The organism is Chitinophaga sp., from assembly GCF_036569125.1.
Taxonomy (GTDB): domain Bacteria; phylum Bacteroidota; class Bacteroidia; order Chitinophagales; family Chitinophagaceae; genus Chitinophaga.
Map to the genome: position 1 here is coordinate 1 of NZ_DATCRF010000508.1, position 25,006 is coordinate 25,006.

General features: G+C 47.9%; 22 protein-coding genes and 1 pseudogene. 16 read left to right on the forward strand and 7 right to left on the reverse strand.

Annotated features, from left to right (window positions below):
* Positions 1-1,650 (reverse strand): ABC transporter ATP-binding protein (locus VIM87_RS19165; protein ID WP_331998554.1); only part of this gene is annotated, 1,650 nt, incomplete at its 3' end.
* Positions 1,651-1,801: 151 nt separating this feature from the next.
* Here VIM87_RS19165 and rbfA point away from each other — a divergent pair.
* Positions 1,802-2,176: a 30S ribosome-binding factor RbfA gene (rbfA, locus tag VIM87_RS19170; RefSeq protein WP_089906601.1), complete on the forward strand. Its 375-nt coding sequence runs from the start codon at positions 1,802-1,804 to the stop codon at positions 2,174-2,176.
* 9 nt (positions 2,177-2,185) lie between these two features.
* Positions 2,186-3,406 (forward strand): ABC transporter permease, encoded by a 1,221-nt coding sequence (locus tag VIM87_RS19175; RefSeq protein ID WP_331998555.1) that lies wholly within the window; start codon positions 2,186-2,188, stop codon positions 3,404-3,406.
* A 333-nt stretch (positions 3,407-3,739) separates the two neighbouring features.
* Here VIM87_RS19175 and VIM87_RS19180 read toward each other — a convergent pair whose 3' ends face one another.
* Complete coding sequence (locus tag VIM87_RS19180; RefSeq protein ID WP_331998556.1) at positions 3,740-4,582, reverse strand: transketolase; 843 nt, start codon at positions 4,580-4,582, stop codon at positions 3,740-3,742.
* Positions 4,583-4,993: 411 nt separating this feature from the next.
* On the opposite strand from VIM87_RS19180, the gene VIM87_RS19185 reads away from it, so the two are divergent.
* Complete coding sequence (locus VIM87_RS19185) at positions 4,994-5,935, forward strand: MraY family glycosyltransferase (RefSeq protein WP_331998557.1); 942 nt, start codon at positions 4,994-4,996, stop codon at positions 5,933-5,935.
* Between the two features lie 339 nt (positions 5,936-6,274).
* Positions 6,275-6,838 (forward strand): ribosome recycling factor, encoded by a 564-nt coding sequence (gene frr / locus VIM87_RS19190; protein WP_331998558.1) that lies wholly within the window; start codon positions 6,275-6,277, stop codon positions 6,836-6,838.
* A gap of 173 nt (positions 6,839-7,011) precedes the next feature.
* On the opposite strand, the gene VIM87_RS19195 is transcribed toward frr, so the two are convergent.
* Entirely contained in the window at positions 7,012-7,875 is an 864-nt protein-coding gene (locus VIM87_RS19195; protein WP_331998559.1) for a DMT family transporter, read from the reverse strand.
* A 128-nt stretch (positions 7,876-8,003) separates the two neighbouring features.
* Here VIM87_RS19195 and VIM87_RS19200 point away from each other — a divergent pair, with 128 nt between their 5' ends.
* The 8 genes from VIM87_RS19200 (at position 8,004) to VIM87_RS19235 (ending at position 15,108) form a co-directional block, all read left to right on the forward strand.
* On the forward strand, positions 8,004-8,753 hold the full coding sequence (locus tag VIM87_RS19200) for a PPK2 family polyphosphate kinase (protein WP_331998560.1): 750 nt from the start codon (positions 8,004-8,006) through the stop codon (positions 8,751-8,753).
* Positions 8,754-8,829: 76 nt separating this feature from the next.
* Positions 8,830-9,261: a large conductance mechanosensitive channel protein MscL gene (gene mscL / locus VIM87_RS19205; RefSeq protein ID WP_331998561.1), complete on the forward strand. Its 432-nt coding sequence runs from the start codon at positions 8,830-8,832 to the stop codon at positions 9,259-9,261.
* 261 nt (positions 9,262-9,522) lie between these two features.
* Positions 9,523-10,371 carry a DUF3078 domain-containing protein gene (locus VIM87_RS19210; protein WP_331998562.1) on the forward strand — a complete coding sequence of 283 codons (849 nt, stop codon included), beginning with the start codon at positions 9,523-9,525 and terminating at the stop codon, positions 10,369-10,371.
* Positions 10,372-10,467: 96 nt separating this feature from the next.
* The gene (locus VIM87_RS19215; protein WP_331998563.1) at positions 10,468-11,256 is read left to right on the forward strand and encodes a segregation and condensation protein A; all 789 of its coding nucleotides are present in this window, start codon (positions 10,468-10,470) and stop codon (positions 11,254-11,256) included.
* Entirely contained in the window at positions 11,257-12,183 is a 927-nt protein-coding gene (locus tag VIM87_RS19220) for a helix-turn-helix domain-containing protein (protein WP_331998564.1), read from the forward strand. It abuts the gene before it with no gap.
* 746 nt (positions 12,184-12,929) lie between these two features.
* Positions 12,930-13,808, forward strand: a complete 879-nt coding sequence (locus tag VIM87_RS19225; RefSeq protein WP_331998565.1) for a pirin family protein — start codon at positions 12,930-12,932, stop codon at positions 13,806-13,808.
* A 50-nt stretch (positions 13,809-13,858) separates the two neighbouring features.
* Positions 13,859-14,383: a YceI family protein gene (locus VIM87_RS19230; protein WP_331998566.1), complete on the forward strand. Its 525-nt coding sequence runs from the start codon at positions 13,859-13,861 to the stop codon at positions 14,381-14,383.
* A 314-nt stretch (positions 14,384-14,697) separates the two neighbouring features.
* Positions 14,698-15,108: an OsmC family protein gene (locus tag VIM87_RS19235; RefSeq protein ID WP_331998567.1), complete on the forward strand. Its 411-nt coding sequence runs from the start codon at positions 14,698-14,700 to the stop codon at positions 15,106-15,108.
* Between the two features lie 175 nt (positions 15,109-15,283).
* On the opposite strand, the gene VIM87_RS19240 is transcribed toward VIM87_RS19235, so the two are convergent.
* Positions 15,284-17,176: a glycoside hydrolase family 3 protein gene (locus VIM87_RS19240; protein ID WP_331998568.1), complete on the reverse strand. Its 1,893-nt coding sequence runs from the start codon at positions 17,174-17,176 to the stop codon at positions 15,284-15,286.
* Positions 17,177-17,305: 129 nt separating this feature from the next.
* Here VIM87_RS19240 and VIM87_RS19245 point away from each other — a divergent pair, with 129 nt between their 5' ends.
* The 3 genes from VIM87_RS19245 to VIM87_RS19255 all read left to right on the forward strand — a co-directional run bounded on the left by VIM87_RS19245 (position 17,306) and on the right by VIM87_RS19255 (position 19,334).
* The gene (locus VIM87_RS19245; RefSeq protein WP_331998569.1) at positions 17,306-18,019 is read left to right on the forward strand and encodes a pirin family protein; all 714 of its coding nucleotides are present in this window, start codon (positions 17,306-17,308) and stop codon (positions 18,017-18,019) included.
* Between the two features lie 110 nt (positions 18,020-18,129).
* Entirely contained in the window at positions 18,130-18,840 is a 711-nt protein-coding gene (locus VIM87_RS19250; protein ID WP_331998570.1) for an HAD-IIB family hydrolase, read from the forward strand.
* A 125-nt stretch (positions 18,841-18,965) separates the two neighbouring features.
* The gene (locus VIM87_RS19255; protein WP_331998571.1) at positions 18,966-19,334 is read left to right on the forward strand and encodes a hypothetical protein; all 369 of its coding nucleotides are present in this window, start codon (positions 18,966-18,968) and stop codon (positions 19,332-19,334) included.
* Positions 19,335-19,336: 2 nt separating this feature from the next.
* Here the strand turns inward: VIM87_RS19255 and VIM87_RS19260 are convergent, their stop codons facing one another.
* The 3 genes from VIM87_RS19260 to dxs form a co-directional block, all read right to left on the reverse strand.
* Positions 19,337-20,434 (reverse strand): PAS domain-containing protein, encoded by a 1,098-nt coding sequence (locus VIM87_RS19260; RefSeq protein ID WP_331998572.1) that lies wholly within the window; start codon positions 20,432-20,434, stop codon positions 19,337-19,339.
* A gap of 841 nt (positions 20,435-21,275) precedes the next feature.
* Positions 21,276-22,334 (reverse strand): ferredoxin--NADP reductase, encoded by a 1,059-nt coding sequence (locus tag VIM87_RS19265; protein WP_331998573.1) that lies wholly within the window; start codon positions 22,332-22,334, stop codon positions 21,276-21,278.
* A gap of 184 nt (positions 22,335-22,518) precedes the next feature.
* On the reverse strand, positions 22,519-24,444 hold the full coding sequence (gene dxs / locus VIM87_RS19270; RefSeq protein ID WP_331998574.1) for a 1-deoxy-D-xylulose-5-phosphate synthase: 1,926 nt from the start codon (positions 24,442-24,444) through the stop codon (positions 22,519-22,521).
* 294 nt (positions 24,445-24,738) lie between these two features.
* Between dxs and VIM87_RS19275 the strand changes: the two are divergent.
* A pseudogene (locus tag VIM87_RS19275) lies at positions 24,739-25,006 on the forward strand (hypothetical protein); the annotation flags it as partial.

The following is a 25,006-nucleotide window of genomic DNA, read 5'->3' on the forward strand; positions in this document are numbered from 1 at the left end:
ATCCAGGGCCTCCTGCACCAGTTTTTCGGATTCAGTGTCCAAAGCGCTGGTGGCTTCATCTAAAATTAATATTGGCGGGTTCTTGAAAATGGCCCGGGCAATGGTCAGGCGCTGGCGCTGGCCGCCGCTCAGCTTCATACCACGGTCGCCAATGCTGGTTTCATAGCCATCTTCCAGCTGCACAATAAATTCATGCGCATTGGCAATTTTAGCGGCCTGTATCACCGCTTCCTTATCGGCATTGGGCTGGCCAAAAGCAATGTTATTGAACACAGTATCATTAAACAAAATGGCCTCCTGGGATACCATGCCCATTAAGCCGCGCACATCTTCCATTTGCAGGTCGCGTATGTCCTGCCCGTCAATGCTGATGCGGCCATCCGTAACATCGTAAAAACGGGGCAGCAGGTCGGCCATGGTTGATTTGCCGGCGCCGCTTTTACCTACCAGCGCCACCATCTTACCTTTCTGAATAGTGAGGTTTATATTTTTCAGCACATCCTGCTGCTCATAGCGGAAGGTAACATTCTCATACCGGATCTCTTTTTCAAAACTACGTATAGCCCCGGCGTTAGGTTTATCCTGTATGGTGCTGGGCACATCCAGCACGCGCAGCACGCGCTCGCCGGCAGCCAGGCCGCGGGGCATTACTGCAAAGGCATTGGCAATATTCTTTGCCGGTGCAATGATCTGGAAGTACAGCGCAATGTAGGCAATAAAGGCGGCGGCCGTAAGCTCGCTGCGCCCGGTAAGGATCAGGTTACCCGCATACACCATGATAATAACGATCACCAGCACACCCATGGTTTCAGACAGCGGCGAGGCCAGCTCCCGCTGGTTTTGCATGGCCCTTACCGTTTCGGCATAATCCCCGTTCTCCCGGGCAAATTTCTTTCGCATAAAGCCCTCTGCGTTAAAGGCTTTGATAATACGTATACCCGACAACGTTTCCTCTGCCGTATTTACAATCTTACCCAGCAAATGCTGGCTTAATGTTCCCTTTTTCTTTAGCTTGCCGGTGATCAGGGATATCAGGTAACCCGAAACAGGGAACACCAGCAAAGTGAACAGCGTAAGGGTTTTAGAGAGAATGAACAAGGCAATGAAGGTGGAGATGACCTGCAGCGGATCCCGGAAGATAGTTTGCAGGGAGGTTACTACAGAGGCCTCTACCTCTACCACATCACTGCTGATGGTGGACAGCAGATCGCCTTTACGCTCCTGCTGAAAAAAGCGCAGGGATTGGGTGCTGAACTGTGCATACAGCTTTTCACGCATTCTCATAACCATGGTTACCCGCATGCGTGTAAGCACCTTCTGGCCCAGGAAGCCGAACAGGTTCTTAAGCAGCACGGCTACCAGCACCACTATGCACACATATACCAGCATACCGAACTTGCCGGTAGTATTCATATAGTAAGTGAGGTAGTAGTTAAAAACATCCTTAAAATAATCTATCGAAAGCGAGAATTTGGGCAGGTGTGTTACAACGGCCTGCTGCCCGGTGGCAAACAGGGCATCCATCAACGGCATTACAAGGGTGAAGCTGAACAGGCTGAAAATGGTATAAAGAAAAATATATACTATATATTCCGGCACATAGTGGTGATAGGGCCGGGATAATTGCAGTAAGCGAAAAAACGTTTTCATTCCTAATTATTTGTCTTTTCAGCGGCAATACGGAACCCCGCATTAACCATGCAAGGTTTCATGTATCTTTGCCAGATCAGAATAAGTGCGCAAGTTACTATATTATACGGTTGTATGGTGATACAGCCGTACGACCATACAACTTTACATTATGCAGGAAACTAAGAGGCAGAAACAAGTAGGACAGTTATTACAGAAAGAGCTGAGCGATATTTTTCAGCGGATGGGGTACAACGTTATTGAAGGCGGTATGATATCGCTTTCTGCCGTACGCGTTACCCCCGATCTGCTGGAAGCCAGGGTATACCTGAGCATGTTCCAGATAAAGGATAGCGCCGATATGATGGAGCGTATCAAGGAAAGAGGCTGGGAGATCCGCAAGGAGCTGGGTATGCGTGTGGGCAAGCAGCTGCGCCGGGTACCGGAGCTCTCGTTTTTCCTGGATGATACGCTGGACTATGTGTTCCGTATGGAGGAGCTGTTCAAAAAAATTAAGGATGATGATGCCGGTAAGGAAAACAAGTAAATACTTAGAATGATCTGGCAGTTTGCTTCCCGGTATTTCAGGGCCAAAAAATCAACCAATGCTATTAACATTATAGCATGGGTAAGTGTGGTAGCCATTGGCGTTGGCGCCGGTGCGCTTATTGTTATACTCAGTGTTTTTAATGGTTTTGAAGGGCTGGTAAAGTCCCTGTACTCCTCTTTTTACCCCTCCGTTAAAATAAGCCCGGTTACGGGTAAGACCATTTTGCTCAGCCCCGCGCAGCTGAAACAAATAGCTGCAGTAAAGGGTGTAGCGCATTATTCCGCAGTAATAGAAGAAAAGGCGGTGATGCAGTTTGGCGAGGAAAAGACCATTGCCACGTTGAAGGGGGTAGACAGCCACTATAATGAAGTAACCCGCGTAAAGGAAAAAGTAGTACGCGGCCGCTTTGATACCGGTGATGAAAATGCATATCGCGCCGTACTGGGCATAGAGCTGGAAGGCGCACTGGGCGTGGATGTAGAGCGTAGTATGGTACCGGTGGATGTGTATGTGCCCCGCCGCAGCGCCGGTGGGCTATTGCCTAATGAAGCGCTGAACAGCAGCTATCTGTACCCTGCAGGCACCTTTGCCATTCAGCAGGAGTTTAACAGCAAATACGTTATTACCCATATTGATTTTATGCGCAAGCTGCTGGAGCTGGGGCCCAATGAAATGTCGGCCCTGGAAATAGCCACCGCCAGCGGTACGGAGGATGTGGTGCTGAAACAGCGGCTGGAACAGCTTCTGGGCCCGCAGTTCAGGATCCAGACCCGTTATGAGCAAAACCAGGCGCTGTATGCTATTATGCAAACGGAAAAGTGGGCGGTATACGTGATCCTTAGCTTTATACTGATCATAGCCGCCTTTAACATGATCGGCTCCCTGTCCATGCTGGTGATTGAAAAGCAGAAGGATATTACCATCCTGAAAGCCATGGGCGCGCGGCAGCAGCTGATCATGAAGATATTTTTGGCAGAGGGCCTGATCATTGCAGGAATAGGAGCCGGCTTCGGATTTGGATTAGGGGCGCTGGTGTGCTGGATCCAGCAGCAGTTTGGCGTTATAAAGCTGGAAGGCGCTTCTTTCCTGGTAGATGCTTACCCCGTAAGCATGCACCCCATGGATTTTGTGCTGGTAAGCGTTACCATTATTGTGATCGGCATAGCTGCCAGCTGGTATCCGGCCCGGCGGGCATCGATGCTGGGGATAGAGCTGAAAGCGACGTGAGGTTAATTACGAATTATTCAATTACGAATTACGAATGGAGTACGCTGTTTTGGCCGGGTGTTCGGTAAAAGCCCCGTTTTAATTGCGAATTGAGTACTGCGGGTAGCAGGTTATCCGATAAAAGAAATAATAACAAAAGGGAAGACCGTTCATAATAACAGTCTTCCCTTTTTATTTTTTAATCACTGATTATCAATCAAAAATCACAACACCGTCTGCATTCCATTCGTAATTACTCATATCATAATTATTTTCATGGAATTCCCCGCTTGGCGGACAGGCAATGCTCCGCTCCACTTGGGGCGGGATCTTAATTGAATAATCCGTAATTGACTAATAATCTCCTAAAGATGTTGCCGGCAGCTGCTCCAGGGCTTTAGCCAGTTGCTCATCGCTGGGGGCAATACCATGCCATTCATGGTGGCCTTCCATAAAGTCAACCCCTTTACCCATCACAGTTTTCATCATGATGGCAATAGGTTGTCCCTTACCGGTCAGGCCTTTAGCCTTTTCCAGGGTAGCTACTACCTCATCCAGGTCGTTGCCGTTTTCCAGTACGAGCACGTTCCAGCCAAAAGCTTTGAATTTTGCCGGCAGGTCGCCCAGGCCGCCGATCTGGTCGGTAGGGCCGTCGATCTGCTGACCGTTCCAGTCAACCGTAATAATCAGGTTATCCACTTTATGGTGGGGGGCAAACATTATGGCTTCCCAAACCTGTCCTTCTTCCAGCTCGCCGTCACCGTGCAGGGAAAACACCAGGCCTTTATCGTTATTCAGCTTTTTGGTCAGTGCAGCGCCTATGGCTACGCTCATGCCCTGGCCCAGGGAGCCGCTGGCGATCCGGATGCCCGGCAGGTGCTCGTGGGTAGTGGGGTGGCCCTGCAGGCGGGAGTTAAGTTTACGGAAAGTGCTCAGTTCCTGGGTGGGAAAATAACCGGATCTGGCTAATGCGCTGTAATACACCGGGGAAATATGCCCGTTGGACAGCACAAAAACATCCTGGTCCTTGGCATCCATGTCAAAGGGCTGGGGGGTATGCTGCATTACCTTAAAAAATAAAGCGGCAAAATAATCGGTGCATCCCAGGGAGCCACCAGGGTGGCCGCTTTGCACGGCATGTACCATGCGTACAATATCCCTTCTGATCTGAGTGGCAATTTCTTGAAGCTTCGGCATGATAGTTGCAATTTTTTTAAAATGGCAAAACTAAGAGATATTTACCAAGATTTAGAGAGCGAGATCCACAAACTTTTACGAAATTAGTGTTCGGGTAGTCACAGTTTTTTAGTTTTTGAATTTTATTGATATTCATTTAATTGAATTTAATATCTTTGTATAATCTAGTATTATAACCCCCTACTGATGGAGAATGTATTAATTGCAAGCGTCCTAAGTTTTGTTGTCACTTATTTTGCAATCCCGGTACTGATCAGGGTTGCAGAATTAAAGCACTTGTACGACGAACCGGATGAAAGAAAATCGCATAAGACCAATATTCCTACCTTAGGGGGTATCGGCTTCTTTTCGGGCTTTGTGATGGCAGCCGCGGTATGTGCACCGTCGTTGGCAAATTCCCCTTTTCAGTATATGATAGCAGCCTTCTTTATCATCTTTATGGTGGGTTTGAAGGACGATATCATAGGGCTGTCACCGTTAAAAAAGCTCATAGGCCAGCTGATCGCCTCTTTTGCGGTAATATACCTGGGTAACCTCCAGATCAACAGCATGTATGGTTTCCTGGGCATCAATGCTTTACCGCCTCACTTCGGACTGCTGCTCACTTATTTTACTTTCCTGGTAATTATTAATGCCTTTAACCTGATAGATGGGGTAGACGGCCTGGCCGGCAGCATTGGTATGCTGGTATCCTGCATTATGGGCACTTACTTCCTGTACGCCGGCGAAACGCTGTATGCGGTACTTGGATTTGGCCTGGCCGGCGGGCTGGCAGCTTTCCTTATCTACAATATTTCCCCGGCACGTATATTCATGGGCGATACCGGCTCCTTGCTGGTAGGCCTGGTAAATGCCATCCTCATAGTAAAGTTCATAGAAGTAGCCGGTAACCCGGCTGCGAAATTGCCGGTTAATGGCGTACCGGCAGTAGCTTTTGCCATCCTGATAGTACCCCTGTTCGATACGCTGCGGGTATTTTCTATCCGTATGCTCAAAGGCCGGTCACCTTTCACGGCCGACCGTAACCACATTCACCATTACCTGCTGGAACTTAAGCTGAACCACAAGCAAACCACCCTGGTAGCTGTGGCCTCTAACATAGTATATGTAGCTGCCGCCTTTGCGCTGCAGGACCTGGGCACAAATTACCTGCTGCTGCTGGTAACCGGTTCTGCCGGTATCCTCACCATTGGGCTGTACCTGGCCAAGAAAAAGAAGGCTGTACCCAAACCTGTGCCCGCAACAGTATTACAAACTGTTGCACCGGCAACCGTAACTGTGAACAAAGAGCCGGTTATGGCCAAACCAAAAATACTGAGGGTAAACCCCGAAGGTATGCTGCAAGACAAATAAGCTGAACGCTAAACGCATAAAGCTGAACGCCTGATACTTCACAGTGTCAGGCGTTTTTGCTTAGGCAGGCTTTCAGTATGCTACATGCAATAATGGGAGCCCACCCTTCGCATTAAGCGTTAAGCATTCGGCATTTAGCTTTAAGCTTTAAGCTTTATGCTTTCAGCTTTCCGCTTTCCGCTTCTCCCATCCTCTATATACTCCCCGCATTCTATATGTTAGCCATTGAATTGTAGCAGCTACGCATTCAGCCTTCCACGTTCCGCATTTAGCGTTCCGCGTTCTTTGACGATTAAAAGAAATCCTGTAGGTTTGCAGGCACTTAACTAATTTTTTGCTATGCAAGACGATCTAGCCTTAATTATGGAGGATGCTACAGATTCCATGGAAAAAGCCATTAAACACCTGGAAGTAGAGCTCACGAAGATCAGGGCCGGTAAAGCAAATCCCCAGATACTGGATGGTTTATCCGTTGACTATTACGGTTCCAGTACCCCGCTTAACCAGGTGGCCAATGTAAGCGTGGCCGATGCACGCACCCTTACCATTCAGCCCTGGGAAAAGAACATGATACAGCCTATTGAAAGGGCTATCATAGCGGCCAACATTGGTCTTAACCCGCAGAATGATGGACAGATGATCCGTTTGTTCCTGCCTCCTTTAACAGAAGAGCGCCGCCGGGAGTTTGTAAAACGTGCAGCCGGTGAAGGTGAGCAGGGTAAAGTATCCATCCGCAGCATTCGCCGCGATGCTATTGAGAACATTAAGAAACTGCAGAAAGAAGGGTTAAGCGAAGACATTGCCAAAGATGCTGAAGCTGATATTCAGGCCCTCACGGATAAATATATTGTTCTGATAGACAAACACTGCGCTACCAAGGAAAAAGAGATTATGGCCATTTAATAAATGTGCTGATGTGCTAATATGCTAATGTGCTGATATTACTGATAAAAAAGTAAAAGCCCTGACAGATCTGAATTGTCAGGGCTTTTCTATCTATGGCAAAGTAAATATTATCAGGGCAGGCAATAACAAAAACCAGCACATCGGCATATTAGCACATCAGCACATTAAACTCATTTTTTATTCACCAGGTACACCCCTCCCAGTATCACTCCCAGGCACAATACCTGCACCCAGCCGATCTGCTCACCTGCCAGTAATCCCCAGCCGATAGCCACTACCGGTAACGCATATGTGACCATGGATGCGAATACAGAACCTGCCTTTTGTATCAGTATATAAAACAATACAGTTGCAATACCGCTGCCCAGCACCCCCAGTGTAGTAGCTGCGGATAAGGGTATCCAGGGAGCATGCGGGCCGGTAAACAACGGGAAAAAGTTGCTGAACAGCAATACCGGGAAAGTGAACACGGCACAAAAGAATAATGCAATAGAGCTTAGCTGTACCGAGCTGAAGCCCTTCAGATAATGGTGCACCAGGCTAATGTTAACCCCATAACAGATGGTAGCCAGTAGTATAAAAAAGCCGTAATACCAGTACCCGGTGTTAACGCCATTTGCCGCAAATAAGCCTACCACGCCTAACAGGCCAATGCTAACGCCGATCAGTTGTTTCTTTTCAAACGGGCTTTTAAAAATAACCAGGCCTGCCAGCAGCGCCATTAACGGGGTAAGCGCATTCAGGATGCCCGCCAGCGCGCTGTCTATGCGGGTTTCCGCCAGGCAAAACAAATAGGCGGGTATGCCATTGCCTAATATGCCGGATAAAATGATCACCGGGATCTTACTACGCGGTGTTTGCCGTATGTACTTGAAAAAAAATGGCAGCAGTGATAAGCCGCCGGCCAGCATACGTACGCTGGCCACCTGGTAAGATTGCAGGCCTTCCATGCCTATTTTCATGAGTATAAAAGAGCTGCCCCAGGTAAGAGATAATAGTAAAAAGATGCTCCAGTGAACCAGGCGTTTATCCAAGACGGTAGATTTTTTAAGGAACAAAGGTCCGTATAAGCGGCCATTCCCCCAAGTGTTTTCATGGGCCCGCAACAGTTAAGCAACTTATTTGTTAATTTTAGTGACAGCAAGCATATACCCTCCCTCTTATGGCAAAGATCAAACTGTCCGACATCAGCACCACGGCGCCTAAAAAACTGGATAAAGACGTTATTAAAGCTAACACCCGGGAGCTGATCGCGGAGCTGGATGAGCTGCAAAACCTGTTGTATGCCCAGCATCAGCATTCAGTGCTGGTGGTATTACAAGGCATGGATGCCAGCGGTAAAGATGGGGTGGTGCGTAATGTGCTGGGGCAAATGAACCCGCTGGGCGTAAGGGTGCAACCGTTTAAAGCCCCTACGGAAGAAGAGATGGATCATGATTTTTTATGGCGTATCCATCGTCATGTACCGGGCAAAGGCATGATCCATGTTTTTAACCGCTCGCATTATGAAGATGTATTGGTACAGCGGGTGCATAAGTGGGTAGATGAAAAGACCATTCAGAAAAGAATGCATGCGATCAACGATTTTGAAAAGCTTTTAACAGAACATAATAACACCCATATACTGAAGTTTTACCTGCACATATCTCCCGAAACCCAGGCGCAGCGCCTGCAGGAACGCACAGAGGATCCAACTAAAATGTGGAAGTACAATGCAAATGACCTGGAAGAGGCTAAGCTGTGGAAACAATACCGCAAGGCCTATGAAGATGTGTTTGAACAGTGTAACAACATACCCTGGACCATTGTACCGGCCGATCACAACTGGTATAAAGAATACGTAGTGGCCAAAACGTTAAAGGATACCCTGAAAGGTCTGAAAATGAAATACCCGGCCCTGAAGCAGAAATAATGCGTTAATAATGAACCGGTTCCGGAAGTAATGATTATTTTGCGCTCGTTAATTCGTAACCATAAAACCTTTCCATATGTCGTTCTTTAAAGAATTCAAAGAATTTGCCGTAAAAGGCAACGTAATGGATCTGGCAGTGGGTGTGATCATTGGAGGAGCTTTTGGCAAGATCGTAACATCGTTGGTAGACAACATTATTATGCCGGTTGTAGGTTTATTCCTGCAGGGCAGAAGCTTTAAGGATCAGTTTGTGTTACTGGACAAAAGTAAAGGTAGCTTTGATACCCTGGATGCCGCCCAAAAGGCCGGGGTAGCCACATTTGCTTATGGTGCGTTTATTCAGAATATCATTGACTTTATTATCATAGCCTTTTGTGTGTTCCTGCTGGTTAAATTCATGAACCGCTTAACACGTAAAAAAGAAGCTGTTGCACCAGCCGGGCCCCCGGAACTTACTACACAGGAAAAATTACTTACGGAGATCAGGGATGCGCTTAAATCCAAGTAAGCATTACTGGTATTATAGTATGCTGCAAGTTCTTTATTCAATGAATAAGGGAAAGGAAACCAATTGTTGTAGTTACTGAAAACCATTGTCGCCATGCAACCATTATCGTGCAGTACCATCACGCCGCTGCCGCAAGGCCGGTTTATAAAAAGAACAAACTATTTGCTGATGAAATTGAAGTTTACAGGATTATTCCTTTTATGCTTTTTAACAGGCATGTATACACTCCATGCCCAGGATTGGAGAAAAGAACGTGAGGACATGGAAAAGAAGTTCAAGCTCACACAGGAAGATACCGCCAAGGCGCGCTGGCGCAAAGGCGGCCTGTTTAATGTAAATATAAACCAGGGTACCCTTTCCAACTGGGCTGCGGGTGGCGATAAGTTCACCTTCTCCGTAGCCTCTACCTTTACCGGTTATATTGCCTACCGGCAGGGGCGCAAAACCTGGGATAACGTGCTGGACCTGGCTTACGGTTATGTAAGAACCACCAGCCTGGGCAGCCGTAAAAGCGATGACCGTATAGACTTTACCAGCAAATATGGTTATGACATTGGTAACCATTGGTTCCTGAGCGCATTGGTGAATCTGCGCACCCAGTTCACTAAAGGTTACCTGTATGATAGTGTGCCGCCGCAGCTTACCTCCCGTTTCTTTTCACCGGCCTACGTGCTGTTAGCGCCTGGTTTTGACTATAAGCCCAATGAGGCATTGTCTGTGTTTATGACGCCCATCTCAGCCCGCTTCGTGGTAGTGATGGATAAATACCTTTCATCCATAGGCGCTTACGGGGTCGATAGCGGCAAACATGTGCTGTACCAGATGGGTGCTTACGTGTCCGTGAACTATGTAAAGGAAATTATGAAGAATATTACCTTCAAAACCCGTTTGGACCTGTTCTCCGACTACCGGCATAACCCCCAGAACATTGATGTGTTTATGACCAACGCATTGATGCTGAAGGTAAATAAATACATTACCGCCAACCTGAACGTAGACCTGATCTATGATGATGATGTTAAGGAATTTGTAAACGAAAAGACCGGTGTAAAGGGGCCACGATTGCAGGTCAAGGAGGTCATAGGCATCGGATTCTCGGCCCGGTTCTAAAGGATTTTCACTATTTTTGATAATGACGTTTATAGTAGCGGCATACATTTTTGCCGCTATTATATTAATTATTAATTCTTCATTATTAATTATAAGGTGAGCGATAACAGCTACAAAATAAAACTACCGCAATTTGAAGGGCCTTTTGACCTGCTCCTGTTCTTTATAGAAAGGGATGAGCTGGATATTTACAATATTCCCATCAGCAAGATCACACAGGACTTCCTGGACTACATTCACCACATGAAGTCACTGAACATTGAGCTGGCCAGTGAGTTCATCCTGTTCGTAGCTACCCTCATGCGCATCAAGGCCAAAACCCTGCTGCCCCGTAAAGAGGTTGATGAGCAGGGCAATGAAATTGACCCCCGCCTGGAGCTGGTGGATAAGATCCTGGAATACAAGCGCTATAAACAGGCTGCAGCAGAGCTGGCAGAAAAAGAGGCGGAACGCATGCTGCAGATAAAACGTGGTAATATAGCCAGGGAGCTGGCAGAAATAGGGGAAGTGACCAGCGAAGGAACAGAGGTGCAAACCCTCACGCTTTTTAAGCTCACCAAAACCTTTGAAAAGGTAATGCAGCGCATTAAAGCGCAGCAAAATAAACCCCAGCACGTGGTGTATAAGTATGATTACACCATGGAAGGCTCCCGCGAGTATATGATGGACCTGGCCCGGGTGGAAAAAACACTGGCCTTTGAAAAGATCTTTGATCACTGTAAAGACCGTATTCACGCTATTTTCCTGTTCCTCAGCATGCTGGAGCTGGTGCAGCAGAAATACCTGGGTATTATGGTGGGCGAGGGCCGCAATAACTTTATTATTGATTACGTAGACCCTGCCGACAGGGAAGAAGAAGTAGCAGGCGTGTTTGAAAAAGATTAAATGGCTGAGAAAAGAGATCATATTGAAATAGTGTCGCTGCCGGAGTATGCGAAGGCAGATGCATCCTTTGTGGTATCTACCCTATGCTCTTTGGGGCCTGATTTTTTTGTCCATAATGAAGCACCTCACCGGCACGAGTTCTACACCATTTACTGGATCAAAAAGGGCGAGCTTACCCATACTATTGATACTGTAACCCATGTGGTAAAACGGAACACCCTGTTCTTCCTGGCCCCGCGCCAGGTGCATAAAATGCACTTTAGTGAAAAGGTGGATGGTTACATGATCGCTTTCCCGGATGCCTTTATGTGCCTGCAGGAAGCCGCTAATATGGCCGGCATCCAGTCCAGCCTGTTCATCAACAACCAGTTCAGCAGCGTTATTACGCTGGATGCAGAGCAGGAAAAAGAATTTGAGGTAATTGTACAGCGTATGATGCGGGAAATGCAGGAACAGGAAGCCGGTTATGAAACCGCGCTCCATAGCCTGCTGCGTTATTTCCTGGTGCTGGCATCCCGCATAAAAGGCGCCAGTATGGCCGCTGTGCCGGAGCAGTTTGCTGCGCATAACAGCTCCGTATTCCTGCACTTTAAGAACCTGATAGAGGAAAATTACCACCATTTAAAAAATGTGTCCGACTATGCGGACCAGCTGCATATAAAACCCGTGCTGCTGAATGATATCAGCAAGCAATTATCCGGTATTACCGCCGGTGAGCATATCCGCAACCGCATTATACTGGAAGCCCAGCGCTACCTGTACAACACTGACCTTACAGCCAAGGAAATAGCTTATAAGCTGGGGTTTGAAGATCCGCACTACTTTAGCCGCTTTTTTAAGAAATACACCAATCAAAGCCCTTCTGAGTTCCGGGATGCTGCCCGTGCCGGTGCGCCGGCAAATGGGTTAAGCGCTCCTATCCTGTAAAGGCACCTTCCTCAAGATAGGAACATAGTATTGATCAAGATCAATTATGCTTGCCTTCTATTAACCATTGTTTAACAAGTATCCAACTGCTGCGATATTATTTAGTCTGCCTGGCATTAAAAAGGGCTGGTAATTGCCTTCTAACCCGTGCGCAATTGCTGCGCAACTGGGGTCCTTCCCTCCTAAAACACCCCTTTTTCCCTACTGACATTGCTGCGCAACTCTACCCCCCTACATAAAACCCTACCCGGTTTATTCTCCTTGTTTATTCCCATAAGGTTTAGCCTAAAACCTCGACCCGAATTGCGCACGGGTTGCGCCCGAATTGCGCAGCAATATCACCCCAATTGCGCAGCATTTATCGCTATACATCCGGTTTTTTACCGGCCGTTAGCGCGTGTCCATAACTTCTTAGTACTGAACCATCAGCCATCCGCGTTAAGCATATTCCTTTTTAGCATCCATCCACCATCTTACTTCATGTTCTTATCATGTCTTTCCCATGTGTTTCTCATGACTTTCCCTCCTAAATCCCATGTTTTTCCCTAGTCCATCCCTAGTGAAGTTCATGTCAGGGCCTGAATATTATCATTAAATCATTCGTTTTCAATGAATTACTTTTTAAGGGCTATATATTTTTCTTTTCGTCCTTCCGTCCTTCAAAAAAAGTCCACCACTTACATCATTTAATCCATTTACAACATTTGTTGCAACATGTAATTTTGTGTCGTATTCAGGAGGTAAATATGAATATCACAACAACAACAAAAAGGGTAATTGAAATATATAAAGCGCCGGCGCCGCATATGGTGGGTGACGGATTCAGTGTACAGAACGTGTTCCCGAACGGGAACCGGCTTGGAAGGCGCATCAGCCCCTTCTTTCTGCTGGATTATGGAGCGCCGGCCTACTTTCCGCCCAGCGATAAACCGCGCGGGGTAGATGAACATCCCCACCGTGGTTTTGAAACAGTAAGCATTGTATACCAGGGAGCCCTGGAACACCGGGATTCTGCTGGTAATAAGGGCAAGTTATTTGCCGGTGATGTACAGTGGATGACCGCCGCTTCCGGTGTGGTGCATGAAGAAAAACATGAAAAAGAGTTCACCAGGCGCGGTGGCACACTGGAAATAGCACAGTTATGGGTGAACCTGCCTAAAGCGTATAAAATGACCGCACCCCGCTACCAGGAGCTGTTGAAAGAGCAGATCCCCGTAGTACCGGTTGGTAACAACAGTAAGGTACGTGTAATAGCCGGTGCATTTAATGGTCAGCAGGGGCCTGCCCAAACCTTTACTCCCATCAATTTGCTGGATATAAGGCTGGCAGCCGGTGATAAGGTTAACCTGCATTTGCCGGAAGGTTATAACACCGGCATTGCAGCGCTGCATGGGGAAGTGAATTATAACGGCACCCATACCGCACAATCCGTGGAAATAGCTCTGTTTGATACTGCCGGTGAGGATATAACGGTAACGGCTATATCCGATGCCACACTGCTGGTGCTGAACGGCCAGCCCATTGATGAACCTATTTTTGCCTACGGCCCGTTCTTAATGAACACGCAGCAGGAGATCACGGAAGCCATTGATGATTACAATGCCGGCAAAATGGGACACTTATAAACCTGATAATAACAACAAATAATATAACTAACTACTTAAACAAAAAACATATGACAACCTGGAAAATTGATCCTGCACACAGCGAAGTACAATTCAAGGTAAAACACCTTATGATCACTACTGTTACCGGCCAGTTCGGCAGCTTTGATGCTACCGTGGAAGCGCCCGGTGAAGATTTTGCTAACGCCAGCATTAAGTTTGAAACAGAGGTAGCCAGCATCAGCACTAAAAATGCAGACCGTGATGCGCACCTGCAGGCAGCTGACTTTTTTGATGCAGCCAATCATCCTAAGATCACTTTTGTATCTAAAGAAGTAAAGAAAATAGACGACGAAAATTATAAAGTAGCCGGCGACCTTACCATTCGTGGTAATACCAAACCGGTTGAGTTAAACGTAGAATACGGCGGTACGCAAAAAGATCCCTGGGGCCAGACCAAAGCCGGTTTTGAGCTTACCGGTAAGATCAACCGTAAAGATTTTGGCCTCACCTTCCATGCAACTACCGATACCGGTGGCGTAGTGTTAGGTGATGATGTGAAACTGCTGGGCAGCGTACAGTTCATTAAACAATAAGGAAAATACATAGAAAGGGTTCATACGGACAGACGACCATAATAAGACTAATCAGCAAGGAACAACGGAACAGGAAACACACCCTGGCAATGGAGAGGTTGACAACGGAACAGGAGTAACAACAGCAAGGCAATAACGATTAACAGCAACATATAATATACCGCTTCGTAAAGATCAGGAAACCATTAGCAGGTACTGTTAAAAGAGATGCAGAATCAGTTGTCAGGAGAAAACGTAAACCGTCCCGGTTATTACCGGGGCGGTTTTTTTTAGTAATTTCATTACCGTTATTTCACCTCAAAAAAAGACAGATAATGAAAAGAACTGCAACTGCTAACTGGCAAGGCACCGGTAAGGAAGGTAAAGGAAATCTTACCACGCAAACGGGCATCTTAAATAAAACACCTTATTCATACAGCAGCCGGTTTGAAGAAGGCGCCGGTACCAACCCCGAGGAGCTGATAGCCGCCGCGCACGCAGGCTGTTTTTCCATGAAGCTGAGCTTTCTGATCTCCGGCGCAGGCTTTACCCCGGAGAATATTGAAACCAAAGCCACCATTACTTTGGAGAATGGCGCCATTACCAACAGCCACCTGGTATTGTATGCCAAAGTACCCAACCTGGATAAAGCCAGGTTTGATGAGTTTGTAGAAGATGCAAAACATAACTGCCCGGTATCAAAGCTGCTGAATACGAATATTACACTGGAAGCAACGCTTGCTTAATTACGAATTGTTTAATTACGAATTACGAATTGGGCGTGTGTGCATTAAGGTAGTAGCTTATGGTATGTAAGTATTCGGTTATAGACATTGACTATCATTTACGCACATTTACATTTCATGATCAATAAGTAATAATGAACTCATACCCAATTCGTAATTAAACAATTCGTAATTCTCAATAGCTCAGTCCTGCGCCAAACTTATACAATGGGTTTTTAGAATCATACGGCACATCTTCTTTCTGCTGCCGCACGGCTTCCATTGAGGATGGCAGCTCAATAGGCAGCTTGCCGCCCGGGTTGGACTTACCAAAGATCACATCCAGCACAGCGGCGTCGCTGGCGCCGAAATCTGCCAGCAGGCCTTTGGCGGCTTCGTTAATTTCAGGTATCACAGCCGGCCGGTCCAGGTAAATGTCTACAATAGTAGGGGTGGTATGCAGCAGCTGCAGAATGCTGTCTTTCTGTTTGCCCTTAAAATCAAGATCGCCGTGGTGGAACATACGTGCAAAAGCATTGGGTGAGTTTACCGGGTACCAGGGCGTGTTCAGGCGTATAATGGCAATGTCTGCATCCGCCGGTTTTTCCACCACAATGCCGTACTGCGCGGCTACTTTTACATCAATATTCTTTACATAAATATGCAGCTTGCCGCTGGGCAGTGGCAGCTTTTTTTCATCGTTCTTCAGCAGGGTGATGGCTTTGCGCTGGGAGGCTTCCCCGGCTTGCTGAAAGTCCGCATTGCCTATCATGGTAGCAGCTTTGTCCACATCTACAAAAGGGTTATCAAACAAACCCAGCTCAAACTTCTGACGCAGCAGCCTTCTAACGGAACTGTCTATACGCGCTTCGCTAACCTGTTTGCTTTTTACCAGCTGCACCACCACTTCCGGCAGGCTCTCGCCTCCAAACTGGTCCACACCGGCATCCAGCAGCTTTTTCACCCGTTCCGCAGTATTCAGCTTTTCCACGCCCCAGGCCCTGGCCGGCCAGGTTACATCGCCCATTTTCAGATCGGTGATCAGGCCCCAGTCCGTACATACCACACCGTCAAAATGATATTTTTCCCGCAGCATACCGGTAATAATAGCCTTGTTATACGCAAAACCAACATTTTCATTGGTCTGGTCCACAGGTACGCCGTAATAAGGCATTATAGCCGCTGTATGTGCAGCAAATGCAGCTTCAAAAGGTATCAGGTGATAGTTGAAATTATGGCCCGGGTATACCTGTCCTTTCTGGAATTCAAAATGGGGGTCCAGCCCTTCTTTTTGGGGGCCGCCGCCGGAGAAGTGTTTGGTCATACAGGCCACGCCCTGTGCATTCAGGGTATCGCCCTGGTAGCCCTGTATATAGGCGGCCGTTAGCTTAGCGGCCAGCTGCGCATCTTCCCCAAAGGTGCCGCTAATGCGGGGCCAGCGTGGTTCCGTGGCCAGGTCGGCCTGTGGGTGCAGAGCTTCACGGATACCTACGGCCAGGTACTCCTGCCGGGAGGTGTTGGCAAAAGCGCGCGTTACTGCGGGATCGCCAATAGCAGCCAGGCCCAAAGGCTCGCACCACTGGGAAAAGCGGGTAGCCTGCATGGCAAAAATATTATTGCTGAAATGGTTGCGCGGGTCCGATGCAATGGTAACGGGAATGCCTAAACGCGTGGCCGCTGCATGCTGCTGTACATTGTTATACCAGGTAGCCATTTCTTTAGGCGCAGCCGGTATCTGCCACAGGTTAAAGTGGTTCATTTTCTTTTCGTCCATCAGCTTCACGGCCGCCGGCACCGGCATGGGGCTGTCATCCGGCTTATCATCCAGGGTACCGTCAGCATTCACTTTAGCGCCGTTAATGAATAGCATACCGGCTTTTTCTTCCAGCGTCATTTGCCGCAATACATCGCTCACACGCTGTTCCAGCGGCTGCCGTTTATCTTCATAAATATCCAGCTGTTCGTTCTTATTAAGATCTCGGAACGTAATACCATTAATAGTAAGCGTACCATCCTTATTCTTTTTGGGCCCCTGGTGGCAGGCTGCCACCAGGCAGGTACAAAGGATAACGGGAAGCAATGTTTTCATACGTGGGGATGTTTTTTTGTGTTCCTGAATATACGAATGTTTTGTACACGCTTTTCCGCTTTCCATCCATTCCCGCAGCCATTGAAAACACCGAAATTTGTATCCTAAATAAAAAAGGAGATCACTTATATGGAAAAGATCATTCATCGTGCAAATAGCCGCGGATATGCTAACCACGGCTGGTTGCAGAGCTATCATACTTTCAGTTTCGCAAATTATTATCAGCCGGAGCGTATCCACTTCGGCGCTTTGCGGGTACTGAATGATGATACGGTAAAAGGTGGAATGGGCTTTGGGCAGCACCCGCACGACAATATGGAAATAGTGTCCATCCCCCTGCAGGGCGCACTGGAACATAAGGACAATACAGGCCGCCATGAACGGATCCTGAGCAATGATGTACAGATCATGAGCGCAGGCAGCGGCATTACACACTCAGAGTTTAATGCTTCTAAAACAGAACCGGTGAATTTTTTACAGATCTGGGTATTTCCCAAATTACGTAACATACAACCGCGTTACCAGCAGCAAACCTTTGATCCTGCGGACCGCCATAACCGCCTGCAAACGGTTATTTCACCGGAAGCCAACAGCGGGGTGTTATGGATTAACCAGGATGCCTGGTTTTCCCTGGGGCAGTTTGATGCCGGGCAAAGTTTGGAATTAACACCTGCATTACCGGGGCAGGGCAGCTACCTGTTTGTATTGAACGGGCAGCTGGAAGTAGCCGGCGAAACCCTACAAACCCGCGATGCCATTGGTATCTGGGACTATGAAAATGTAAAGGTGAACATCACTGCGCCCACAGAATTACTACGTATTGAAGTACCTATGCTGAGCTGAGCGCCTTCACCTTCATAAAAAAATAATACAGTTGTCGTAAAAAGACCGGTCATTAAAGCCGGTCTTTTTTATGATACTTATTATCTTGTATCCTGAGCAAACAACGGAACATGTTATTACTGGCTACAGACCTGGATGGTACTTTCCTGGGCGGAAGCCCCGCCGAACGCACCGCTTTATACGAATGGATACGGTTGCAGGAGGATCTGTGCCTGGTATTTGTAACCGGCCGCGGCCTGGCCAGTGTACAGCCTTTGCTGGATGATGCGGACATACCCAATCCCGACTATATTATTTGCGATGTTGGCGCCACCGTGGTAAATGGCAATGACCTGCAGCCCCTGCAGCCGCTGCAAAAAAACATTGAAAAAAAGTGGGCCGGGGCAGAGCTGGTGCGTACCCGTATGGAGCAGGTATCCGGCCTTACCTACCAGGAGGTGCCGCAGCAGAACCGCTGCTCTTTTTACTATGATGCCACTACCGCTATTGATGTAGCTACGCAGATAGCGGCAGAGCTGGGCTGTGAGGTGATACAATCCGCCGGCCGTTTCCTGGATGTATTACCCGCCGGCGTAAACAAAGGCAGCACCCTTACACAGCTGATACAGCTCATAAACTACCCGGTGGGTAAGGTGCTGGTAGCCGGTGATACTATGAACGACCGCTCCCTGTATGACACAGGCTTCCGGGGTGTAGTGGTAGGTGAGGCAGAACCCGCGCTGGTACAGTACACCCTGCATCATACCCATGTGCTGCAAAGCCCAAATGCAGGCGCAGCGGGCATCCTGGACGGTATCAGGTGGTTTGGAAGGAATATATAAAAAGTTTGTACCTTAGGTATGGCTTTCGCTATATACAATGGATATTGAATATAAGCTATTGGAAATGATGAGTACTCCACTACTATTTTTTTCATCATTTAACTGCTACAAAAAATCAATACACCATGGAATTTCCAACACAGACTACCGACCTGCAGCAAATCAATTCCTGGAAAAGTGAAGTAGATAATGTGCGCCAGGATATGCGTGCCATGCGCGGCAGGTTAGAGGAACTGGCACATAAGAAAACCGATGCCGAAATGCTGGCTCATGTTGAGCATTTTCAAAACCAGTTCATTTGCCAGCTGGAAGTGGCGGATGAATTGTTCCATGATCTGAAACAATCTGCCAAAAAACTATCCAACAATGTGTACGTGATCCATGACGACCGTCCTGTAGCGGACTATCCCACCCTGCACGATCGTATGGAAACTTTTCAGAAGCTATACAGGGAGCTCAGGCATGAGTTTCAGCAGTTCCTGTTTAACGGATGATCTTAACTATTGCTTTCCGGTCCGTGCTCGATTTCCCTCACCTTTTCTTCCAGCTTGTGAATAATATCATCCAGCTCAGAAGTGCTGGTGTGCAGCCAGTTTATCAGCTGGTTATTAAGCATAGGGTCTTCCTGGCACTGATCTGTGAGCAATTGGGTAATGCCCAGTATAGATACTACCGGGCGCCTTATTTCATGTGAATTGATCCAGGCTATTTCACGCAATCCTTTGCCCTGTTGCAGCAGGCGCCGTATGATCCGTTGTTTTTCTATGATGGGGTCAATATCCTGCAGCAGGCCTACTATGCGCACCGCTATATTATCTTCCCGTATAATGTAGCCGCGGCTCAGCACATTTTTATAACGCCCGTTTGCGCACAGGATGCGGTATTGCTGTTCATAGAACACATCGGTGTTTGCCATGTAGTTCCGCAGGTTGTTTAATACACGCTCCCGGTCGTCAGGGTGCAGCTTATCCAGCCACCAGTCCCTGGTTTTGGCCACCACATCCGGCTGGTAGCCGAACAGGGTATACAGGCCATGGTTCCAGTTTACATAATCATTTACCGCATCCCAGTCAAAGATGGCGTCTTTAGTGGCTTTGGCCAGCAGCTCATAACGGATGCCCATTTCTTTGGCTTCCAGGCTTTCTTTTATTTTTTCATCCACATCCACCGCCATGATCACGCGGGCTTTGCGGCCCCGGTAGCGCTGGTCATGTCCGTATAGCTCTGCGTAGAAGCTGGTACCGTTCTTTTTGCTGTGTTTCCAGATGCCGCGGTAATGTGCGCCATCCTGGTGCAGGCGCCGGTTTTCCACCACTTTTTCCTCTTCCTCCGGATCGCGTATATCCTTAATCGTTAGTGACAGGAATTCTTTTCTGCTGAAACCATATTTTTCAATGGCCGCCTGGTTCACCGCCAGAAAACGCAGTGTACCGCATTCATAGATCCACATGGGTATAGGATGGGTATTAAACACATGCTGGTATTGCTGTGCATTGCGATAGCGATGGAACAGGAAAAATAATAAGCCTGCACTTGCCCCGGCAAAAGCGCCATAGGTTACCCAGGCGGGAAGAGAGAGGAAATGATTGCTCAAATAGAACAGGTATACCCATAGGCTCATACATGCAAGACATCCACAGAACAGCCTAAGCGAGGCATAGCGCATACAGGATTTTCGTTAAAAATTAAGTCAAAAAGCGCTAAGCAACAAATAGTTACACGAAGTATTGAATTAGAATAATATTTACATTATGATAATTTTAAATAGTGGATACTGAAGTCCATGGTCCATAGCATAGTTCATAGTGTATGGGTAATAGCCCATAGCCAATAGTCCATAGTCTATAGTCAATAGTCTATAGTCCATAGCATAGTTCATAGTATAATAGGTAATAGCTCATAGCCGATAGTCCATAACATAATACGTATTGTAGTAGTACATGATAGATCATCAATCCGCTTGTGCAACCCGCATTCCTGCAAGCCCAAACAACGGCCCTTGGCCGGCGTGCTACGACCGGTAAAATGCAGCAGCGATACAAAGCTCCTCCGCTTGATACCGCCCAATAGCAGCACGCACAGGCGGGCGCAGGCCGGAGTTGGGCTTGCAGGAGGAGGTCCTCAACAACAGATTCACACTTAGGGTGCACAGGTGGGTTGTGGCTTGCAGGAGGAGGTATTTCAACAATGGTGCATTTACAGAAAATTAAATTCACGCTTAGCAGGTACACAGGCGAGGTTTGACTTACAGGAAAAGGTACTCAACAACAGTACATTTACAGAAAAATAAATTCACACTTACGGTACACAGGCTGGTTTTGCCTTGCAGAAAAAGGTACCTCAACAACAATACATTTACAGAAATATAAATTCACACATAGCAGGTGCACAGGCGGGTTTGACTTGCAGAAGAAGGAATTTTAACCACGGTGTATTTACAACTCAATCACCACCCGCTCACTCACCGCATACCCTACACAGGTCAGCACAAAGCCCTGCGCCAGCTCGGCATCCGTGAGCACTTCATTTACGGCCAGCCATACCTTACCCTGTGTACATTTAGCCGTACAGGATCCGCATACACCGCCCTTACAGCTGTAAGGCAGGCTAATACCCTGCTGCAGGGCGCTGCTTAATATATCCTGGTTACCCGGTATACTGATCTCATAAGCAGCGCCGCCTACGCGCAGCTGTACCTGCTTAAGGGATGCATCCTGCGGGCGCCCAACCTTTTCCAGCTTTACGCCGGTATTCACCACAAAGTTCTCTTTATGCAGCTGCGATTCATCGAATCCCATAAAGGTGAGCGTGAGCATCACCATCCGCATATAATCCGGCGGCCCGCAAATAAAGAACTGCGCGGCGGTGCGGTCAAACGTCAGCAGCTCATTCACCATAGGTTCCAGCAGCAGGTTGCTCAGGCGGCGGGGAATACCGTTATCATCCGGCATTTGCTGGCTGAATAAATAAATGCATTGCAGCTGTTGGCTAAACTGCACCTGCAGTGCCTGCAGCTGTTGGAAAAAAATAGCCTGTTGCGGGCTGGCGCTGCTGTACACCAGTGTTACGCGTGCAGCCGGCTCCCGGTACAGGATGTGTTTGAGTAAAGAAAACACCGGCGTAATACCGCTGCCGGCAGCAAACAAAAAAATATGACGGGGCTGCGCGGCTATCCTGTCCAGGGTAAAACGTCCGCTGGGCAGCAGGGAGGTAATGATATCGCCTTTTTTCCAGTGGCCGGTAATATAGCGGGATATTTCGCCATTCTGTTTTTGGCGGATGGTAACGGCTAAATGGGCATCAATACCCGGTGTGGAGCTTAAAGAATAAGAGCGGCGGTGGGTAATGCCATGCAGCTCCACCAAAAAGGTAAGGAACTGTCCGGCCTGGTATATCACCGGTTCAGGCCCGGTATTCTCCAGGTGGTATGTATAGGCATCCGCCGTTTCCTTTATAATATCGGTAATGCGTAAACGAAGATACAGTTCCGGCATACGCTAATTTACGATCTTAGATCTACGATTTTAGATTTATGGGGAATAGTTCGGGTGGGAGGGCTGTGATCGCAAAGGGGATTTGCGATTGTAGATTTTAGATTTACGATCTTAGATCTGTTAGTGCGGAGTAAAAAACCGCTCCCAACTAAATCTAAGATCGTAAATCTAATATCTAATATCCTCAGGCTATAACAGTGATCTTGCTTTTCAGCATTTCCCGTACTTTGGCTGCAATAGCAGGCGCATCGTAGCCACACTCACGGTGCAGCTCTTCCGGCTTGCCATGTTCTACAATACGGTCAGGGATGCCTAACATTTTTACTTCTGCCTGGTAGCCGTTCATAGCCATAAATTCCAGGATGGCGCTGCCAAAGCCGCCGGGTAAGGAAGAATCTTCTACTGTAATTACTTTGCTGAAGTTCTGGAATATTTCATGCAGCATGGCAGTATCCAGTGGTTTTACAAAGCGCATATCGTAGTGCGCCGGCTGCAAACCATCTGCCAGCAGCTCTTTGCAGGCTTCTGTTACAAAGTTGCCGGGGTGGCCAAGGGAAAGTATAGCAATATCTTTACCGTCGCGGATCTTGCGGCCGGTACCTATTTTAATTTCTTTGAAAGGCTGGCGCCAGTCGGCCATAACGCCCTGCCCGCGCGGATAGCGGATCACAAACGGCAGCTCGTTAGCAGGCAGCTGGGCGGTGTACATCAGGTTACGCAGCTCCTCTTCATTCATAGGCGCGCTTACCACCAGGTTGGGGATGCAACGCATAAACGCTACATCATAAGCACCGTGGTGCGTAGGGCCATCATCGCCTACCAGGCCGGCACGGTCCAGGCAAAAAATAACCGGCAGCTTTTGAATAGCTACGTCGTGTATCACCTGGTCGTATGCACGCTGCATAAAGGAGGAGTAGATGTTGCAGAACACCCGCATACCCTGCGTAGCCAGGCCGGCAGAGAGGGTTACGGCATGCTGCTCGCAAATACCCACATCAATAGCGCGGTGCGGCATTTTCTCCATCATAAACTTCAGGGATGAGCCGGAGGGCATGGCAGGGGTAATACCCATAATGCTTTCATTCTGCTCAGCCAGCTCTATGATGGTGTGGCCAAATACATCCTGGTATTTAGGCGGCTGCGGGGTGGTAACCGGCTTTTTAAATATTTCACCGGTTATTTTATCAAACAGGCCCGGCGCATGCCAGGTGGTCTGGTCCTGCTCTGCCAGCGCATACCCTTTACCTTTGGTGGTAACAATATGCAGCAGCTTGGGGCCCGGAATATCTTTCAGGTCCTGCAGGGTATCTACCAGCTTAATGATATTATGTCCGTCAATAGGCCCGAAATAGCGCAGCTTAAAGCTTTCAAAGAGGTTACTGGAGCTGGATACCACGCCTTTAAACCCGGCTTCCAGCCTGGAGGCCATTTCCCGGGTAAAGCGTTTGCCCACCGGCAGCTTGCCCAGCAGGTTCCACACATCATCACGCAGCTTGTTGTACGTATGGGAGGTGGTAATATCCGTTAAGTATTCTTTGAGTGCGCCCACGTTGGGGTCTATGGACATGCAGTTGTCGTTCAGGATGATCAGCAGGTTGGCATTGGAAACACCTGCATGGTTCAGGGCTTCAAAGGCCATACCGGCGGTCATGGCGCCATCTCCTATGACGGCAATGTGCTGCCGGTCAAATTCACCTTTCTGCTGGGAGGCAATGGCCATGCCCAAAGCGGCGGAAATGGAGGTGGAGGAGTGGCCTACGCCAAAAGTATCGTACGGGCTTTCATCGCGTTTGGGAAAACCGCTCAGGCCTTTGTACTTACGGTTGGTATGAAAGTTTTCCCGGCGGCCGGTCAGGATCTTGTGGCCGTAAGCCTGGTGGCCTACATCCCATACCAGCTGATCATAGGGGGTATTGAACACGTAATGCAGGGCGGTGGTTAGCTCTACTACTCCCAGGCTGGCCCCAAAGTGCCCACCATGCACGCTTACCACATCAATAATGTATTGACGCAATTCTTCGCTTACCTGGTGAAGCTGCTCTTTGCTGACTTTCCGCAAATCGGCGGGATACTGTATCTGGCCCAGTAGCGGGCCGGGAGTTATGTTCATACCGGATCAGGGTGTATTATAAATATAGGCAAAAATAGACAAAAAATGTGCAAATATGCAGATGTGCAGATGTGCAAATGATTTCCCGGCTTTTGTGCTGATTATCAGTACTCTCTATTCACACATCCACCCAGGTTCTATTTGATCCGCATCTGCACATCTGCATATTTGCACATCCGCACATTGATTGTATCCACCTATCCGTACTTCCGCCCATTGATAACATTTACTTTCAGGCCGGCAGTACCGTATGGTATTTTTGAAATAAAGCAACCGTTTACTAATTTCAGTTTGATGTTTAGACACATATCAAAATATTGGTGGTGCCAGATACTGGGATGGACAGCGTATTTTGTGACCAATGTTTTTTTTGCATATTCATATGTGGGTAAGGTTCAAACATCTTATCTGGTAGATTTTGCAATCTTAATTGCTTTCGGTCTGCTCTCCACCCATTTGCTCCGCAAGCTCATCAACCGTCAGAACTGGTTCCAGTACAGCTTTGAGAAGCAGGTGCTCCTGTTCTTTTGTTTAATGATCGGATCCGGTGTGAGCATTTACC

What these genes read in the sequence shown, in the direction of transcription:
- VIM87_RS19265 (WP_331998573.1), bottom strand. Translation starts at nt 22,334, where the DNA reads ATGCCGGAACTGTATCTTCGTTTACGCATTACCGATATTATAAAGGAA.
- VIM87_RS19210 (WP_331998562.1), top strand. Translation starts at nt 9,523, where the DNA reads ATGGAAAAGAAGTTCAAGCTCACACAGGAAGATACCGCCAAGGCGCGC.
- VIM87_RS19240 (WP_331998568.1), bottom strand. Translation starts at nt 17,176, where the DNA reads ATGAAAACATTGCTTCCCGTTATCCTTTGTACCTGCCTGGTGGCAGCC.
- VIM87_RS19175 (WP_331998555.1), top strand. Translation starts at nt 2,186, where the DNA reads ATGATCTGGCAGTTTGCTTCCCGGTATTTCAGGGCCAAAAAATCAACC.
- VIM87_RS19185 (WP_331998557.1), top strand. Translation starts at nt 4,994, where the DNA reads ATGATAGCAGCCTTCTTTATCATCTTTATGGTGGGTTTGAAGGACGAT.
- VIM87_RS19200 (WP_331998560.1), top strand. Translation starts at nt 8,004, where the DNA reads ATGGCAAAGATCAAACTGTCCGACATCAGCACCACGGCGCCTAAAAAA.
- VIM87_RS19235 (WP_331998567.1), top strand. Translation starts at nt 14,698, where the DNA reads ATGAAAAGAACTGCAACTGCTAACTGGCAAGGCACCGGTAAGGAAGGT.
- dxs (WP_331998574.1), bottom strand. Translation starts at nt 24,444, where the DNA reads ATGAACATAACTCCCGGCCCGCTACTGGGCCAGATACAGTATCCCGCC.
- VIM87_RS19250 (WP_331998570.1), top strand. Translation starts at nt 18,130, where the DNA reads ATGTTATTACTGGCTACAGACCTGGATGGTACTTTCCTGGGCGGAAGC.
- mscL (WP_331998561.1), top strand. Translation starts at nt 8,830, where the DNA reads ATGTCGTTCTTTAAAGAATTCAAAGAATTTGCCGTAAAAGGCAACGTA.
- VIM87_RS19180 (WP_331998556.1), bottom strand. Translation starts at nt 4,582, where the DNA reads ATGCCGAAGCTTCAAGAAATTGCCACTCAGATCAGAAGGGATATTGTA.
- VIM87_RS19245 (WP_331998569.1), top strand. Translation starts at nt 17,306, where the DNA reads ATGGAAAAGATCATTCATCGTGCAAATAGCCGCGGATATGCTAACCAC.
- rbfA (WP_089906601.1), top strand. Translation starts at nt 1,802, where the DNA reads ATGCAGGAAACTAAGAGGCAGAAACAAGTAGGACAGTTATTACAGAAA.
- VIM87_RS19220 (WP_331998564.1), top strand. Translation starts at nt 11,257, where the DNA reads ATGGCTGAGAAAAGAGATCATATTGAAATAGTGTCGCTGCCGGAGTAT.
- frr (WP_331998558.1), top strand. Translation starts at nt 6,275, where the DNA reads ATGCAAGACGATCTAGCCTTAATTATGGAGGATGCTACAGATTCCATG.
- VIM87_RS19230 (WP_331998566.1), top strand. Translation starts at nt 13,859, where the DNA reads ATGACAACCTGGAAAATTGATCCTGCACACAGCGAAGTACAATTCAAG.
- VIM87_RS19255 (WP_331998571.1), top strand. Translation starts at nt 18,966, where the DNA reads ATGGAATTTCCAACACAGACTACCGACCTGCAGCAAATCAATTCCTGG.
- VIM87_RS19225 (WP_331998565.1), top strand. Translation starts at nt 12,930, where the DNA reads ATGAATATCACAACAACAACAAAAAGGGTAATTGAAATATATAAAGCG.